The following is a 14707-nucleotide window of genomic DNA, read 5'->3' on the forward strand; positions in this document are numbered from 1 at the left end:
GCCGGCAGCGCGGGCAACGTTCGGCATGAACCCGCCAAAGGGAACCGTTATCGAGAAATTACCGAAAAATGATCTGTCCCTCATGCAGGGACCGTGCAGCGAGGCCAACGTGGGACCGTTGACACCACAAGAAGGGAGAGTCCCATGCCTACGCCGCTGCAGATCCTGCTGGACCCCGTTTCGCTGACCGCACTTGCACTCTATGGTGCACTGATACTGCTGGAGGCGCTGTTTCCGGCGCGCCGTCTGCCCAGGGTCAAGGGCTGGATTCCGAGGGCCCTGGCGGTGTTCACGCTCTACTTCTTCCTTTCCTCCTACCTGCCGCTGCTGTGGAGCGACTCGCTCTCGCAGTACCAGCTCTTCAACCTGGAAGGCCTCCACCCTTTCGCCGGGGCGGGCATCGGCGTACTGGTGTTCGAACTGCTGGTCTATGTCTGGCATCGGGCGATGCACCGGAGCCATTGGCTATGGCGCTCCTTCCACCAGATGCACCACAGCGCGGAACGGGTGGACAGCTTCGGCGCCTTCTACTTCAGCCCGCTGGACATCGTCGGCTTCACCTTCCTGAGCAGCCTCAGCCTGACCGTCGTCGTGGGATTGAGCGCGCAGGCAGTGACCTACTTCCTGTACGCGACGATGTTCCTGGCCATTTTCCAGCACACCAACATCCGCACGCCGCAATGGCTGGGGTATTTCCTGCAGCGGCCCGAGAGTCACAGCGTCCATCACGGCCGCGGCATCCATCACTACAACTATTCCGATCTGCCGCTCTTCGACATCCTGTTCGGTACCTTCCGCAATCCGAAGGACTTCGTCCCGGAAAGCGGCTTCTACGACGGCGCCTCGGCCAAACTGCCGCAGATGCTGGCGTTCCGGGATATCGCGAGCAGCGACTACGATCCCGCCATGAAGCTGGGTCAGCAGCAGACGACTCACGGGTAGCCTGCGACTACATGCCCTTGGTATCCGACGTCGGCCGGATCAGCAGCTCCGACACATTCGTCCGCGGCGGCAGTGTGAGTGGATGGGATCTCCGTGGCGTCGATGTAGGCCCCCACCCCAACCCTCCCCCGCTACGCGGAGGAGGGAGCCGAAGCGCCGCTACCGATTCGACGGTTACAGTCCGCTAGCCTTTGTCCTTGCCCTTGCCGCCGATGCCCTGGATGTAGCGCTCGATGCCGGCGAGATATTCCGGATTCAGCATCAGTGCGCTGTTGGCCAGGCGCTCGACGTTGCGCGCCTGCGCGAGACCGACGTCGTGCGCGAGTTCGATGGCGAGCTTCGCGGCGCCCATCTGCTCGCCGTTCTGCTGCGCCAGGTGGCGGCAGAATGTCATCACGTCGTCCTCGAACGTTTCGTCGGGGAAGACGTCATGCACCAGCCCCATGATCAGCGCCTTGTCGGCGCTCGCGGGCAGGTTCGCCATGATGAGATAGCGCGTCCAGTGCGTGCCGATGAGGCGCGCCAGCCGGCTCACGCCGTTCGATGCCGGCAGCACGCCGAACCTGCCTTCCGGAAACGCATAGCTCGCACTCTTCGCAGCGAGACGGAAATCGCAGGACAGCGACAGTTCGAGGCCGCCGCCGACGCACGCGGCCTGATGCGCCACGACGATGGGCTTTTCGATCGCCTCCATCTCGTCGTAGATGCGATGCATGCCGTGCAGCCGCAGACGATGCTTCTCGCGAATCTGCGACGCCGTTTTCGACGGCCCCTGATCGCCGCCGCGCAGGTCGGCGCCCGCGCAGAAGTATCGCCCCGTCGCGCGAATCAGCATGACCTTGAGTTCCGGCGTATCGCGGAAGCGATGCAGCGCCGCCTCGAACAGGCCCATCATGTCGGCGCTGATCGCGTTGAGCTTGTCCGGGCGATTCAGCGTCGCGATGAGAATGCCGCCGTCTTCCTGAACCAGCAGATGCGGAGCGTCAGTCACGTCGAACTCCTTCAGGCGCGGGTGCGCGGCAGACCGAGATTGCGCTCGGCGATCTGGCTGCGATGCACTTCGCTCGTGCCGCCGTAGATGGTCGTGCCCTGCGCGTGGCGATAGCACTGGTTCAGGAAGCCCGCCGGGCCGTTGCGCTTCGACAGCGAATGAGGCGCGGTGAGATCCAGCAGGTCCGCCGAATCCTTCAGGAACTTCTCCGAAGAAAACAGTTTGGCCATCGGTCCGTAGGCCATGTTCTGCTGCTTCTGCACGGCCCACCACACCGCGCGGTAGGCGATCACTTCGGACAGCAGCGTGTGCACCGTGGCGCGCGCGAGGCGCACCTGCGCGACCGGATCGTCGATCAGGGCCTTGCCGCGATACTGGATCTGCCGGCACAGATCCTCCGCCGCGTGCACCATGTGACGCTGGCTCTTGGAGAATCCGCCGCCGTGTTCCATCTCGAGTGCGCCGGCCATCACTTTCACGCCGCCGTCGACCGGGCCGAGCCGGTAGCTGTCCTTGACCTTCACGCCGTCGTAGTAGGTGATGTTGGTGCGCTCGTCCTGGAACGTGAACACCGGTTGTATCGAAACACCGGGCGATTTGAGCGGCACCACGAACATGGTGAGGCCCTTGTGCTTCGGTACCTCCGTGTTGGTGCGCGTCAGCATGAGCACGTAGTCGGCGATGTCCGCGCCGCTGGTGAACATCTTCGAGCCGTCGATGCGCCACTCGTCGCCGTCGCGCGTCGCGCGCGTCTGGGCTGCGAACACGTCGGAACCGCAGCTGGGCTCGGAATAGCCGAGGCTGCAGACGACTTCGCCGGCGATGATCTTGGTCAGCACTTCGCGCTTCAGCTCCTCGCTGCCGAACAGACGGATCATGGCGCCGACCAGCCCGGTGGTGCTGATGGCATGACTGCTCCAGCCCACCTCTTCCCATGCCTGATGCAGGGCATTCATCGCATACGGCGGCGCCGCGCGACCGCCATATTCCTTCGGCCATGCAGGGAACAGCAGTCCGGCTTCGGCAAGCTTGCGATGCACGCCGACATCGTGACCGTCGAAGGAATAGTGAGCCTTGGCGCGCAGCTCCGGCGTCAGGGTCTTCTCGAAGAAGGCGTGCACTTCCTTCGCGAGCGCATGCGCTTCCTCGCCGAGATCGAAGTCGATGCCGACCGCGCCGGCATCCGGCAGCGCCGCGACTTCGCCCGCGTACAGACGCCGTCCGGCTTCCTCGAGGATGCGCGACGGATCGCCGATCACCAGCGGCCACGCCTTGGCGCGCAGGTTGTAGAGATGGATGTCGTATTCGGTCGTCAGGCCATAGCCGCCGAAGGTGTGCAGTGCCTGCGCGACGGCGCGTCCCGCGGTATCGATGCTCCACCACGTCGTCAGCGAGATCTCCGCACCGGCCTGCTCGCGGCCGTCGGCGATGTCGCGGATGGTTTTCCACGTCAGGTACTTGCCGCCGTCGACGTCGCAGACGAGATCCGCCAGCGGATGCGAGATGCCCTGATACGTGCCGATCTTCTGACCGAATGCCGCACGCTCGCACGCATACGCCGCCGCCAGGCGAATTGCTTCACGCGACAAACCCGCCAGCGCCGCCGCGATCAGGAGCTTCCACTCCTCGATCGCCTGCGCGAACGCGTTGCGACCGGCATCGCTCTTCGACACCACCGTACGCTGCGCATCGGCAAGGTGCAGTTCGGCCAGCGGCGTGAAGCCGAGATTGGGCTCGCCCCGGCGCTGCTTGCCGGAAACCCCGACCAGAACGATCTGCTCGCCATCGCGGGCGATGACCGCGTCCGCCACGGCACCGCCGGCGATCCACTGCACGGGCTCGCGGGCGATGTCGTTGAACGCGATCGTCACGACGGCTTCGCCGGCGATGACCTGTTCGAGCAGCTTGCTGGTTTCGGGCGTCTCGATCTGTGCCAGCAACCGCGCCGCGACCAGCGCTTCGGCCAGCGGACCCGACGCCAGCGTGCGGCCGACTTCTTCCATCAGCACCGCGGCATCGAGCAGGCCGAGACCTACGCCGCCGGCACTCTCCGGCACTCGCAGCGAGAACGCACCGAGTTCGGCGAGCCCGCGCCACAGTTCGCGATCGAAGCCGGTGGCCTGGGCGGCCCGGACGCGCGACATGCTGCTGTTCTCGTCGAGGAAGCGCGCGAACGTATCGCGCAGCATCTGCTGGTCTTCGGAAATCTGGAAATTCATTGAAACTCCGCAAACGCGAATCGCGGGTTGCCCGGGATGTCGCTGCGCGCCGGAGTATCGAGTGCGCCGTTGCGCGTGGTCAACACTACTGTTGATTGACGATGAATGCGCCGTTGCCTGCCGCGCTGCCGGTTGCGGAGAAAGGCGACCAGGAAACCCTCCTATTAATAGGTATGTCGTCTGAGGTCAGTCCCGCAGACGCCTCAGATACAAAAGTTGATTGTCACTGTACCGGCTGGACGGTTAACATCCGCGCCCGGCCCGGTGCCACCCGCCGTCGCCCACCCCTTGAGGATTCCCTGATGGTCGCTGAACAGGCCGCACTCGGCTCGGCGCGTGAACGCGTCATTGAAGCCGCCGAGCGGGTCGTCGCCGAAGTCGGCGCCGCCCGCCTGACCCTCGATGCCGTCGCGCACGCAGCCGGCGTCAGCAAGGGCGGATTGCTCTATCACTTCCCGTCGAAGGAATCGCTGCTGGTGGCGCTCTCGCATCGCTATGTCGATTCGATCCACGGCTGCATCGATTCCGCGCGCACCAAAGTTGCCGAAGGTCCGGCACAGGAATTGAAAGCGTGCGTGCAGGGCATCCTCGGCAGCGACCAGTGCATGCGCGCGATGAGCGCCGTGCTGCTCGCGACCGCCGCGAACGATCTCAAGCTGCTCGAGGTCATCCGCGAACGGATGGCAGAGCACATGCAGGAACTCTCGACTTCGTCCGACTTCGCGCGCGCCGCCATCGTCGCCCTGGCCGTCGACGGACTCATGATGCGCGAGTCTCTGCGCATCTCGCCCTTCAGCGCGGAACAGCGCGAAGCGGTGGTGAACAAGCTTCTCGAACTGGCCGACGAGGCCTACAGGTAATTTTTATGTCGAAGGCAGGACTGGGCAGATTGGGAATGTTCGCCGGCGTTGCGCTCGCACTCAGCGCATGCGGCAACAAGCAGGAGCACATGCAGATGCCGCCGCCGGAAGTGGCGGTGCAGACCGTGGATTCGGCGGCCGTGCCGCTCGATCTCACCTACACCGCGCGCACCGTCGGCTCGCGCGAGGTCGAAGTCCGCGCACGCGTCGGCGGCATCCTGCTGAAGCGCCGCTACGAAGAAGGCAGCCGCGTGCGCGAGGGCCAGACGCTGTTCCAGATCGATCCGGAACCGATCCGCGCCCGGGTGGCGTCCGCGCGCGCCGAGGTATCCGTGGCCAAGGCACGGCTGGATGAAGCGCACCGCCAGAGGGATCGCGTGCTGCCGCTGTTCGAGAAGAACGCGGTGAGCCAGAGCCGGCGCGACGAGGCCGTCTCTGCCTTCGAAGTGGCGCAGGCCAACCTGACCGCGGCCGAAGCGTCGCTGAAGACCGCCGAACTCGACCTGGAATACAGCGACGTGCGCGCGCCGATCAGCGGGCTCACCAGTCGCGAAGTGCTGTCGGAAGGCAGCCTGGTGTCGACCGACCAGAATTCGAGCCTGCTGACGCGCATCGTGCAGATCGATCCGCTGTATGTCGAATTCTCGGTGCCCGAGGCCGAAGCGGTACTGCTGCGCAACTCGCTCGCACCGGCGAACAAGCAGCCGGCGCCGGTGGTGAAGCTGCTGCTGGACGACGGCAGCGAGTATCCGGATGCAGCCAAGCTCACCTTCGTCGACAACGCGGTCGACGTGCAGACCGGTACCGTGCGCGTACGCGCGGTGCTCGGCAACAAGTCGGCGCAGCTCATTCCCGGACAGTTCGTGCGCGCCCGCGTCGAAGGCGTGACGCTGGCGAACGTCGTGTCCATTCCGCGCAAGGCCGTGATGTCGAGCGCGCAGGGCAGCTTCGTCTGGATCGTCGGTGCGGACGACAAGGTCGAAATGCGCCCGGTGCAGGTCGGCCGCGGCATGCGCAATGACGTCGTGATCACTTCCGGCCTCGCCGCCGGTGATCGCTACGTGGTCGATGGCGTACTGAAGGTGCAGCCGGGCATCCAGGTCAGCGCCGTCTCCGTCGATGCCGCGACCCGGCAGGCGGAAGGCGAAGCGGCGCCGGCGCCCGCACAGAAAGAGTCCTGATCATGCTGTCGCGTTTTTTCATCACGCGTCCGATCTTCGCGTGCGTGATCTCCGCATTCATCGTGCTGGCGGGTCTCGGCGGCATCCGCGCGCTGCCCATCTCGATGTACCCGGAGATCATTCCGCCCATCGTGACCGTCGCCGCCGTGTACCCCGGCGCGACCGCCGAGACCATCGCCGAAACCGTGGCCGCGCCGCTCGAAGAGCAGATCAACGGCGTCGAGAACATGCTGTACATGACGTCGGTGAATTCCGGCGACGGCACGCTCATGATCAACGTCACGTTCAACATCGGCGCCGATCCGGATCTCGCGGCGATCAACGTCAACAACCGCGTGCAGGCCGCCGTGCCGCGCCTGCCCGAGGAAGTGCGCCGCCAGGGCGTCATCGTGCGCAAGGCCGCCGCCAACGTGCTGATGATCGCGGGCATCACCTCGCCCGACGGCAGCCTCGATGACCTGCAGCTCAGCAGCTATACCTCGCTCAACATCATCGATGAAATCCGCCGCATCCGCGGCGTCGGCGATGTGCAGATGTGGGGAAAGAACTATGCGATCCGCATCTGGATGCAGCCCGACAAGCTCGCGCAGATGGGGCTTGCGCCTTCGGACGTCGCCGCCGCCGTGCGCCAGCAGAACTCGCAGTTCGCGGCGGGCCGCGTCGGCGAAGCGCCCAATGGCGGCGGCGTCGATTTCACGTATTCGGTGACGGCGCAGGGCCGCCTGGAAACGCCGGAGGAATTCGAGCGCATCGTCATCCGCAGCACGGACTCGGGCTCGATCGTGCGGCTCGGCGACGTCGCGCGCGTCGAGCTGGGCGCACAGAACTACAACTCCAACACGACGATCGGCGGCAAGCAGGCCGTGGCGATCGGCATCATGCTGCAGCCCGGCGCGAACGCCGTGGAAACCGGCAACGCGATCCATGCGCGGCTCCAGGAACTCTCGGCCGACTTTCCGCCGGGCATGGCCTACGAAACGCCGTACGACACCAATCTGTACGTGAAGGTCGCGATCAAGGAAGTCATCAAGACGCTGGTCGAGGCGATGATCCTGGTGTTCTTCGTCGTGCTGCTGTTCCTGCAGAACTGGCGCGCCACCATCATTCCGATGCTGGCGGTGCCGGTGTCGCTGATTGGTACGTTCGGCGCCATGTACGTCCTCGGCTTCTCGATCAACATGCTGACGCTGTTCGGCATGGTGCTGTCGATCGGCATCGTCGTCGACGACGCCATCGTCGTGCTCGAAAACGTCGAGCGCATCATGACGACCGAGAAGCTGTCGCCGGCGGCGGCCACGGCCAAGGCGATGGATGAAGTGACGCGCCCGGTCATCGCGATCGTGCTGGTGCTGACCGCGGTCTTCCTGCCGGTCGCCTTCATGGGCGGGCTGGTCGGCGAGATGTATCGGCAGTTCGCCATGACCATCTCGGTATCGGTGGCCATTTCCGGCTTCGTCGCCCTCACGCTCACGCCGGCGCTGTGCGCGCTGCTGCTGAAGCCCGATCACACCGTGCGCTTCGGGCTGCTGCGGCGCTTCAACGACTGGTTCAGCCGCATGACCAACCGCTACGAACGCGGCGTGCAGCTCGTCATGAGCCGCGGCGCGATCGCGACCGCCGTCTTCGGCGTCATGGTGCTGGTGACGGTGGGCCTGTTCTTCCGTCTGCCGAGTTCGCTCGCGCCGAACGAGGACCAGGGCTACATCTTCGTCATCGGGCAGCTGCAGGACGCGGCGTCGCTCGATCGCACCGTCAAGGCCGTGAACACGGTGGCCGACGGCATCCGCCAGCATCCCGCCGTCGAGACCGCGGTCGCCATCTCGGGCCTCGATGCGCTGACGTTCGCCATGAAGACCAACGGCAGCGTCACCTGGATTCCGTTCAAGCACTGGGACGAGCGCGGCCGCGATCCCGCCCTGAGTCCCGACGCGGTGATCGGCGCTGCCTTCGCCGAAGGCGCCAAGGTCAAGGATGGTTTCTTCCTGCCGCTGGCGCCGCCGCCCATCGAAGGCCTGAGCATGACGGGCGGTTTCGAGGGCTACGTCCAGTCGCGCGGCCGCGGCACGGTGAAGGAACTCGAAGCCGCCGTCCAGAAACTCGTCGGCGCATTGTCGGAACGCAAGGAACTGACGGGCGTGATGACGACGTTCAGCGCCAGCGTGCCGCAGATGCGCATCGACCTGGATCGCGAGAAGGCGATGTCGCTCGGCGTGCCGGTCAACGACGTCTTCGACACGCTGCAGGCCACGTTCGGCGCCATGTACGTGAACGACTTCAATCGTTCCGGACGCGTCTACCAGGTGCAGCTGCAGTCGGAGCCGAAGTTCCGCGCGTATCCGGAGGACATCCGCAACGTCTACGTGCGCGCCAAGTCCGGCGAACTCGTGCCGCTGACGGCCGTGGCCAACATCCGCGAAGTCAGCGGACCGGAGTTCATCGAACGCTTCAACGTGTTCAAGGCCGCCAAGATCATGGGCGGCGCGGCGCCGGGCTACAGCTCGGGCGATGCGCTGCGCGTGGTCGAGGAAGTGGCGAAGGAGGCGTTGCCGCCCGGATACCAGCTCGCCTGGACCGGCACGGCCTACCAGGAAAAGGTCAGCGGCGGCGCATCCAACAGCGTGTACCTGCTCGGCGTGCTGATGGTGTTCCTGATCCTGGCCGCGCAGTTCGAGCGCTGGACGCTGCCGCTGGCGGTGATCCTCGCCGTGCCGTTCGCCGCGTTCGGCGCCTTCCTGTTCGCCACGCTGCGCGGACTGGAGAACGACATCTACTTCCAGATCGGCATGCTGACGCTGGTCGGTCTCGCCGCGAAGAACGCGATCCTGATCGTCGAGTTCGCACTGATGAAGCACCAGGAAGGCATGCCGCTCACCGAAGCGGCGATCGAAGGCGCGAAGCTGCGTTTCCGTCCGATCATCATGACCTCGCTGGCGCTGATCTTCGGCGTACTGCCGCTGGCGCTCAGTTCGGGCGCAGGCGCGGCGAGCCGGCATTCGCTCGGCACCAGCGTCATCGGCGGCATGCTCGCGGCGACCTTCATCGCCACGTTCTTCGTGCCCATGTTCTTCCGCTGGGTCGCGCGGCATACGCGCGACGTCACGCACGCCCATTCGGCCCCGGTCGAGGAATCGGAACCGCAGCCGAAGAGCGCGTCATGAGGTTTCTGTCGATATGAGCAAGCAAGCATCCATGAGAAATGTCCTGTTGATTGCCGCGGTGTCCGGATTGCTGGGCGGCTGCGTGGTATCGAGTGTCGATCCGCAGAAGCCGGAACTGCCGCTGCCCACGGCGCTGCCCACGCAGGCCGCGCAGACCGTGGCGCTGCCCGATCCGTGGTGGACGCTGTTCAACGACGCCACGCTGAACTCGCTGCTCGAGGAAGCGCTCGATCACAATCCCGACGTGGCGGTCGCCGCCGCACGCGTCGCACAGTCGCGCGCCGTGCTCGGCATCACGAACGCGGATCGCTGGCCGGCGGTCAATCTGCAGGGCAACGCCACGCGATCGAAGGACAGCGCCTACGTGAACTCGACGCCCGGCATCGACCTGCACCAGACGATCTATTCGGTGCAGGGCGGCGCCAGCTTCGAGCTGGACCTGTGGGGCAAGTATCTGCGCGCCTCGCAGTCCGCCCGCGAACAGCTGCTGAACACCGAGTACGGCCGCGAAGCCACGAAGCTCAGTCTCACCGGCGACGTGGCCCGCAGCTACTTCAGCCTGATCGCCGCAGCACAGCAGCTCGCGCGCGGTCGCGACACGCTGACGACGCGCGAGGAATCGCTGCGCATCGAGAAGCTGCGCTTCGACGCCGGCGAGAGCGACGAGTTCACGTTCAAGCGCGCCGAAGCCGATACGGCGGCGACGCGCACGTCGGTGCATCAGCTCGAACTGGATGTGGTGCGGCGTACGAATGCGCTGGGCGTACTGCTCGGCCGCTCGCCGCAGGACCTGGTCGACCGCGCGATCCAGGCCGAACAGATCCGGCTGCCCGCCGCCGTGAACCTGCCGGCCGCCCTGCCGTCCAGCGTGATGGAACGCCGCCCCGACATCGGCGCCGCCGAAGCCGCGCTGAACTCATCCGCCTATGACATCGGCGTGGCGCGCGCGCAGATGTTTCCGAGCATCAGCCTCACCGGCGCGTTCGGTTCGGTGAGCCGCGAACTCGACAATCTGTTCAAGTCGCCGGCCGAAGCCTGGACCGCCTCCGGCGGCATCCTGCAGCCGATCTTCCAGGGCGGACGCCTGCGCTCGAACGTGAAACGCGCCGAAGCCGTGCGCGAGGAACGCAAGGCGCAGTACGCGCAGACCGTGCAGAACGCCTTCCGCGAAGTGCTCGATGCGCTGCAGGGCCAGTCGCTGATCGCCGGCGTGAGCCAGGCGAACGCCGATCAGGTCGCCGCACTCACGCGCGCCACCGAACTCGCCGAACTGCGCTACGACCAGGGCGACATCGCCTACATCGACCTGCTCGACGTGCGTCGCGGCCTGTTCCAGGCGCAGATCGACCAGGTCGCCGCGCAGCGCGATGCGCTGCTCAACACGGTCGATCTCGCGCTCGCCGTCGGCGGCGGACTGGGCGCACGCGCCGAGCCGCTGTCAGCGCGCAGGTGAATCCTGCGCGCGCAGCGTCTTCGCCGCCGCGACCATGTTGCGCAGGGCCGGGATCACCTCGGCCCATTGGCGCGTCTTCAGCCCGCAATCGGGATTGACCCACAGGCGCTGCGCCGGGATGCGCTCCGCCGCCTGGCGCATGAGCTGCACGATGTGCTCCTGCGTCGGAATGTTCGGCGAATGGATGTCGTAGACGCCCGGGCCGATCTCGTTCGGATAGCGGAAGTTCTCGAACGCATCCAGCAGCTCCATGTCGGAACGTGAGGTCTCGATCGTGATCACGTCGGCATCCATGTCGGCGATGGACGCGATGATGTCGTTGAACTCCGAATAGCACATGTGGGTGTGGATCTGCGTTTCGTCCTGCACGCCGTTGGCGGCGATGCGGAACGACTGCACCGCCCATTGCAGGTATTCATTCCACTGCGAACGGCGCAGCGGCAGTCCCTCGCGCAGCGCCGCCTCGTCGATCTGGATCACGCGCACGCCGGCGCGTTCGAGATCCAGCACTTCTTCGCGGATGGCGAGCGCGAGCTGGCAGCACGACACGCGACGCGGCTGATCGTCGCGCACGAAGGACCAGTTCAGGATCGTCACCGGCCCGGTGAGCATGCCCTTCATGGGCTTCGCGGTCAGCGACTGCGCGTACTTGATCCATTCCACGGTCATGGCCTGCGGCCGGCTGATGTCGCCGAACAGGATCGGCGGCTTCACGCAGCGCGAACCGTAGGACTGCACCCAGCCGGACTGGCTGAAGGCATAGCCGTCGAGCTGTTCGCCGAAGTACTCGACCATGTCGTTGCGCTCGGCTTCGCCGTGCACCAGCACGTCCAGCTCCAGCGCTTCCTGCTCGCGCACGCTGCGTTCGATCTCGGCGCGCATCTTCAGCCGGTAGCCCGCTTCATCGAGCGCGCCGGCGCGACGCTGCGCACGGGCCTGGCGGATCTGCTCCGTCTGCGGGAAAGAACCGATGGTCGTCGTCGGATAGGCCGGCAACTTCAACAGCGCCGCCTGCCTTTCGGCGCGTATCGAGTAGGTGGATGCGCGCTGACCAAGCGCCGCATCGATATGCGCAACGGCCGCCTTCACGGACGGATTGTGCACGCGCGGCGAACTGCGACGCGCCGCAATCGCGGCCTGGTTGTCGGCAAGCTCCGTCTTCACCGCATCGCGGCCGCGATTCAATGCCGTCGCCAGCACGCGGATCTCGTCGATCTTCTGCAGCGCGAAGGCCAGCCAGGAACGGATCTCGCGATCGAGCGTCTGTTCGCCGGCCAGATCGACCGGCACGTGCAGCAGCGAGCACGACGGTGCGATCCACAGACGATCGCCCAGCCGCCGCTGGATCGGTTCCAGCCAGTCGAGCGTCACGTTCAGGTCGGACTTCCAGATGTTGCGGCCGTTGACGACGCCGAGCGACAGCATCTTGTACGCCGGCAGCAGGGACAGCACCGAGTCGATCTCCTCGCGTGCATTGATCGCATCGAGATGCAACGCCTGCACGGGCAGTTCGGTCGCCAGCTCCAGGTTGTCGCCGAGCGAGCCGAAGTACGTCGCCAGCAGCAGCTTCACTTTCGCATCACCGAGTGCCTTGTAGGCAACGGCATAGGCGCGCTGCCAATCTGCATCCAGCTCGGTGACGAGTGCCGGTTCATCGATCTGCACCCACTCCACGCCCTGCGCCGCGAGTTGCGACAGCAGATCTGCGTAGACCGGCAGCAGCTTCGGCAGCAGATCGAGGCGATTCGACCCATCCTTGGTCTTTCCCAGCCAGAGATAGGTCACCGGACCGATGATGACGGGCCGGGCGTTCACGCCGAGTCCGCGCGCCTGCTGCCATTGAGCGATGAGACGCGAGGCGTCCAGCGCGAAGGTCGTCGCCGCACTGAACTCCGGCACGATGTAGTGGTAGTTGGTGTCGAACCACTTCGTCATCTCGCCGGCCTGCACGCCGCCGCAGCAGTCGGCGTGATCGCCCGAGGCGGCTGCCGAACGGCCGCGCGCCACGCGGAAATAGTTGTCGAGCGCGTCACCGTGAAAATTCCGCACGCGCTGCGGCACGTTGCCGAGCATGAAACTCATGTCGAGCACCTGGTCGTAGAACGAGAAATCGCCGACGGGCACGAAGTCGAGCGCGGCCTGCGCCGTCCAGTGTCGCGCGCGCAACGAGGCGCCGAGCGATTCCAGTTCCTGGCGCGACGATTGCCCCTTCCAGTAAGCCTCAAGCGCGAACTTCAGTTCGCGTGCAGCGCCGATGCGGGGAAAACCGAGATTGTGGGTGACAGCCATGAGTCGCGTTCCTTGGAAAGGTGAACGCGGGAAATGCTAGGGCTGCGGCAGCATGAAGAAAAATGGTATTACTTCAGCCATCCATTAGTTCCCTTCATGGATCGCCATGCTGCAGAGAATCCACCTGGAAATCGTGCGCGCCGTCGACCGGCACGGATCGCTGACCGCGGCAGCGGACAAACTGCATCTGACGCAGTCGGCGCTCAGCCACACGGTCCGCAAGCTCGAGCAGCATGTCGCGACGCAGATCTGGCATCGAGAAGGCCGCACGCTGCGGCTCACGCAGGCCGGCGAATATCTGCTGGCCGTGGCGAACCGCGTGCTGCCGCAGCTCGATCACGCCGAAGAGCGCATGCGCCAGTATGCGAAGGGCGACCGCGGCACGCTGCGCATCGGCATGGAATGCCATCCCTGCTATCAATGGCTGCTGAAGATCGTGTCGCCGTACCTGAGCCGCTGGCCCGACGTCGATGTCGACGTGAAACAGAAGTTCCAGTTCGGCGGCATCGGCGCCCTGTTCGGCTACGAGATCGACGTGCTGGTCACGCCGGATCCGCTGCACCGGCGCGGACTGAAATTCGAACCGGTGTTCGATTACGAACAGGTGCTGGTCGTGGGCTCGCGGCATCCGCTGAAGGATGCGGCGTACGTAGTGCCGGAGCAGCTGGCGGACGAAGTCCTGATCACCTATCCGGTCGAAACCGATCGCCTCGACATCTACAACCAGTTCCTCTCGCCCGCCGGCATCCTGCCGCGACAGCACAAGGTCATCGAAACCACCGACATCCTGCTGCAGATGGTGGCGAGCCATCGCGGCGTAACGGCGCTGCCGCGTTGGCTGGTCGAGGAATATGCAGCGAAGCTGGCGATCGTTCCGGTACGGCTCGGCAGGAAGGGAATCGCGAAGCAGATCCATCTCGGCGTGCGCGAGGCCGATGGCGACATCGACTATCTGCGCGCGTTTCTCGAACTGGCGCGGGCGTCGAAGAATTCCAGATCCGCCGCAACGCGGCTTCGGAAGCAGGGCCGTCGCACGTAAACCCGGCGGCAGGCAATCTGGAATTCCTGCCCGCCGCCTCCTCATGCAATACTGCCTCATGACCAACACCCTGCTGCACGATCTGGAAACCCGCCTCGCACAGTCCGACAGGGCAGGCGCACAGGACCTCGACGCGCTGCGCGAGCGGCTCGCTTTCGCACTGGAACGCCTCGGCGCGCACTTCGGTGCTCCGACCGGCACGATCCATCGCGCCGACGCCGCGACCCGCGAACTTCGCCTGCTCGCCTATCGCGGACTCCCCGAGGTTCTCGTCCCGATCACGAGTCGAATCCCCTTCGGCAAGGGGATCGCCGGCCTGTGCGCCGAGACCGTCCAGAACGTCACGGTCTGCAATCTGCAGACGGACGACTCGGGCAAGGCCAAGCCGGGCGCGCGCCTGACGGGCGTGGAAGGCGCCATCGCCGTGCCCATCTTCGGCGCGGAGCAGCAACTGCTCGGCGTGCTCGGCATCGGCAAGATCGAAGCGCACACCTATTCCGAAGAAGAACAACGCCTGCTCGAAGGCGCTGCGGAGAAGATCGCCCCGCTCGTCACCCGCGCGCAGCCGCTCTGAA

Annotated in this window: 10 protein-coding genes; 7 read left to right on the forward strand and 3 right to left on the reverse strand. The window is 65.5% G+C overall.

Annotated elements, in window-relative coordinates:
* Positions 1-144: 144 nt before the first annotated feature.
* Positions 145-942, forward strand: coding sequence for a sterol desaturase family protein (locus tag V7D81_RS15980; RefSeq protein ID WP_324318033.1), 798 nt, complete (start codon positions 145-147; stop codon positions 940-942).
* 184 nt (positions 943-1126) lie between these two features.
* Here the strand turns inward: V7D81_RS15980 and V7D81_RS15985 are convergent, their stop codons facing one another.
* Both V7D81_RS15985 and V7D81_RS15990 read right to left on the reverse strand, forming a co-directional pair.
* On the reverse strand, positions 1127-1933 hold the full coding sequence (locus tag V7D81_RS15985) for an enoyl-CoA hydratase/isomerase family protein (protein WP_324318035.1): 807 nt from the start codon (positions 1931-1933) through the stop codon (positions 1127-1129).
* 11 nt (positions 1934-1944) lie between these two features.
* Positions 1945-4152 carry an acyl-CoA dehydrogenase gene (locus tag V7D81_RS15990; protein ID WP_324318037.1) on the reverse strand — a complete coding sequence of 736 codons (2208 nt, stop codon included), beginning with the start codon at positions 4150-4152 and terminating at the stop codon, positions 1945-1947.
* 101 nt (positions 4153-4253) lie between these two features.
* Here V7D81_RS15990 and V7D81_RS15995 point away from each other — a divergent pair, with 101 nt between their 5' ends.
* From V7D81_RS15995 to V7D81_RS16010, 4 genes are read left to right on the forward strand one after another with little or no spacing between them, the layout of a single operon-like run.
* Positions 4254-5012, forward strand: coding sequence for a TetR/AcrR family transcriptional regulator (locus V7D81_RS15995; RefSeq protein WP_324318039.1), 759 nt, complete (start codon positions 4254-4256; stop codon positions 5010-5012).
* A 35-nt stretch (positions 5013-5047) separates the two neighbouring features.
* Positions 5048-6193 (forward strand): efflux RND transporter periplasmic adaptor subunit, encoded by a 1146-nt coding sequence (locus V7D81_RS16000; RefSeq protein WP_324318041.1) that lies wholly within the window; start codon positions 5048-5050, stop codon positions 6191-6193.
* A gap of 2 nt (positions 6194-6195) precedes the next feature.
* Complete coding sequence (locus tag V7D81_RS16005) at positions 6196-9351, forward strand: efflux RND transporter permease subunit (protein ID WP_324318043.1); 3156 nt, start codon at positions 6196-6198, stop codon at positions 9349-9351.
* A gap of 13 nt (positions 9352-9364) precedes the next feature.
* Positions 9365-10804, forward strand: coding sequence for an efflux transporter outer membrane subunit (locus V7D81_RS16010; RefSeq protein WP_324318045.1), 1440 nt, complete (start codon positions 9365-9367; stop codon positions 10802-10804).
* Here V7D81_RS16010 and metE read toward each other — a convergent pair.
* The gene (gene metE, locus V7D81_RS16015) at positions 10790-13093 is read right to left on the reverse strand and encodes a 5-methyltetrahydropteroyltriglutamate--homocysteine S-methyltransferase (RefSeq protein WP_324318047.1); all 2304 of its coding nucleotides are present in this window, start codon (positions 13091-13093) and stop codon (positions 10790-10792) included. The two genes, V7D81_RS16010 and metE, sit on opposite strands and share 15 nt — an antisense overlap.
* Before the next feature lie 106 nt (positions 13094-13199).
* Between metE and V7D81_RS16020 the strand changes: the two genes are divergently transcribed.
* Complete coding sequence (locus V7D81_RS16020; RefSeq protein ID WP_324318048.1) at positions 13200-14132, forward strand: LysR family transcriptional regulator; 933 nt, start codon at positions 13200-13202, stop codon at positions 14130-14132.
* Between the two features lie 43 nt (positions 14133-14175).
* Entirely contained in the window at positions 14176-14706 is a 531-nt protein-coding gene (locus tag V7D81_RS16025; RefSeq protein ID WP_324318051.1) for a GAF domain-containing protein, read from the forward strand.
* The last annotated feature ends 1 nt before the right edge of the window (position 14707 follow it).

This window comes from Povalibacter sp. (genome assembly GCF_036735925.1).
Classification (GTDB): Bacteria; Pseudomonadota; Gammaproteobacteria; order Steroidobacterales; family Steroidobacteraceae; genus Steroidobacter.

Coding starts and splice junctions, on each gene's coding strand:
- V7D81_RS16025 (WP_324318051.1), top strand. CDS start 14,176: ATGCAATACTGCCTCATGACCAACACCCTGCTGCACGATCTGGAAACC.
- V7D81_RS15995 (WP_324318039.1), top strand. CDS start 4,254: ATGAATGCGCCGTTGCCTGCCGCGCTGCCGGTTGCGGAGAAAGGCGAC.
- V7D81_RS16005 (WP_324318043.1), top strand. CDS start 6,196: ATGCTGTCGCGTTTTTTCATCACGCGTCCGATCTTCGCGTGCGTGATC.
- V7D81_RS16020 (WP_324318048.1), top strand. CDS start 13,200: ATGCTGCAGAGAATCCACCTGGAAATCGTGCGCGCCGTCGACCGGCAC.
- V7D81_RS16000 (WP_324318041.1), top strand. CDS start 5,048: ATGTTCGCCGGCGTTGCGCTCGCACTCAGCGCATGCGGCAACAAGCAG.
- V7D81_RS15980 (WP_324318033.1), top strand. CDS start 145: ATGCCTACGCCGCTGCAGATCCTGCTGGACCCCGTTTCGCTGACCGCA.
- V7D81_RS15990 (WP_324318037.1), bottom strand. CDS start 4,152: ATGAATTTCCAGATTTCCGAAGACCAGCAGATGCTGCGCGATACGTTC.
- V7D81_RS16010 (WP_324318045.1), top strand. CDS start 9,365: ATGAGCAAGCAAGCATCCATGAGAAATGTCCTGTTGATTGCCGCGGTG.
- metE (WP_324318047.1), bottom strand. CDS start 13,093: ATGGCTGTCACCCACAATCTCGGTTTTCCCCGCATCGGCGCTGCACGC.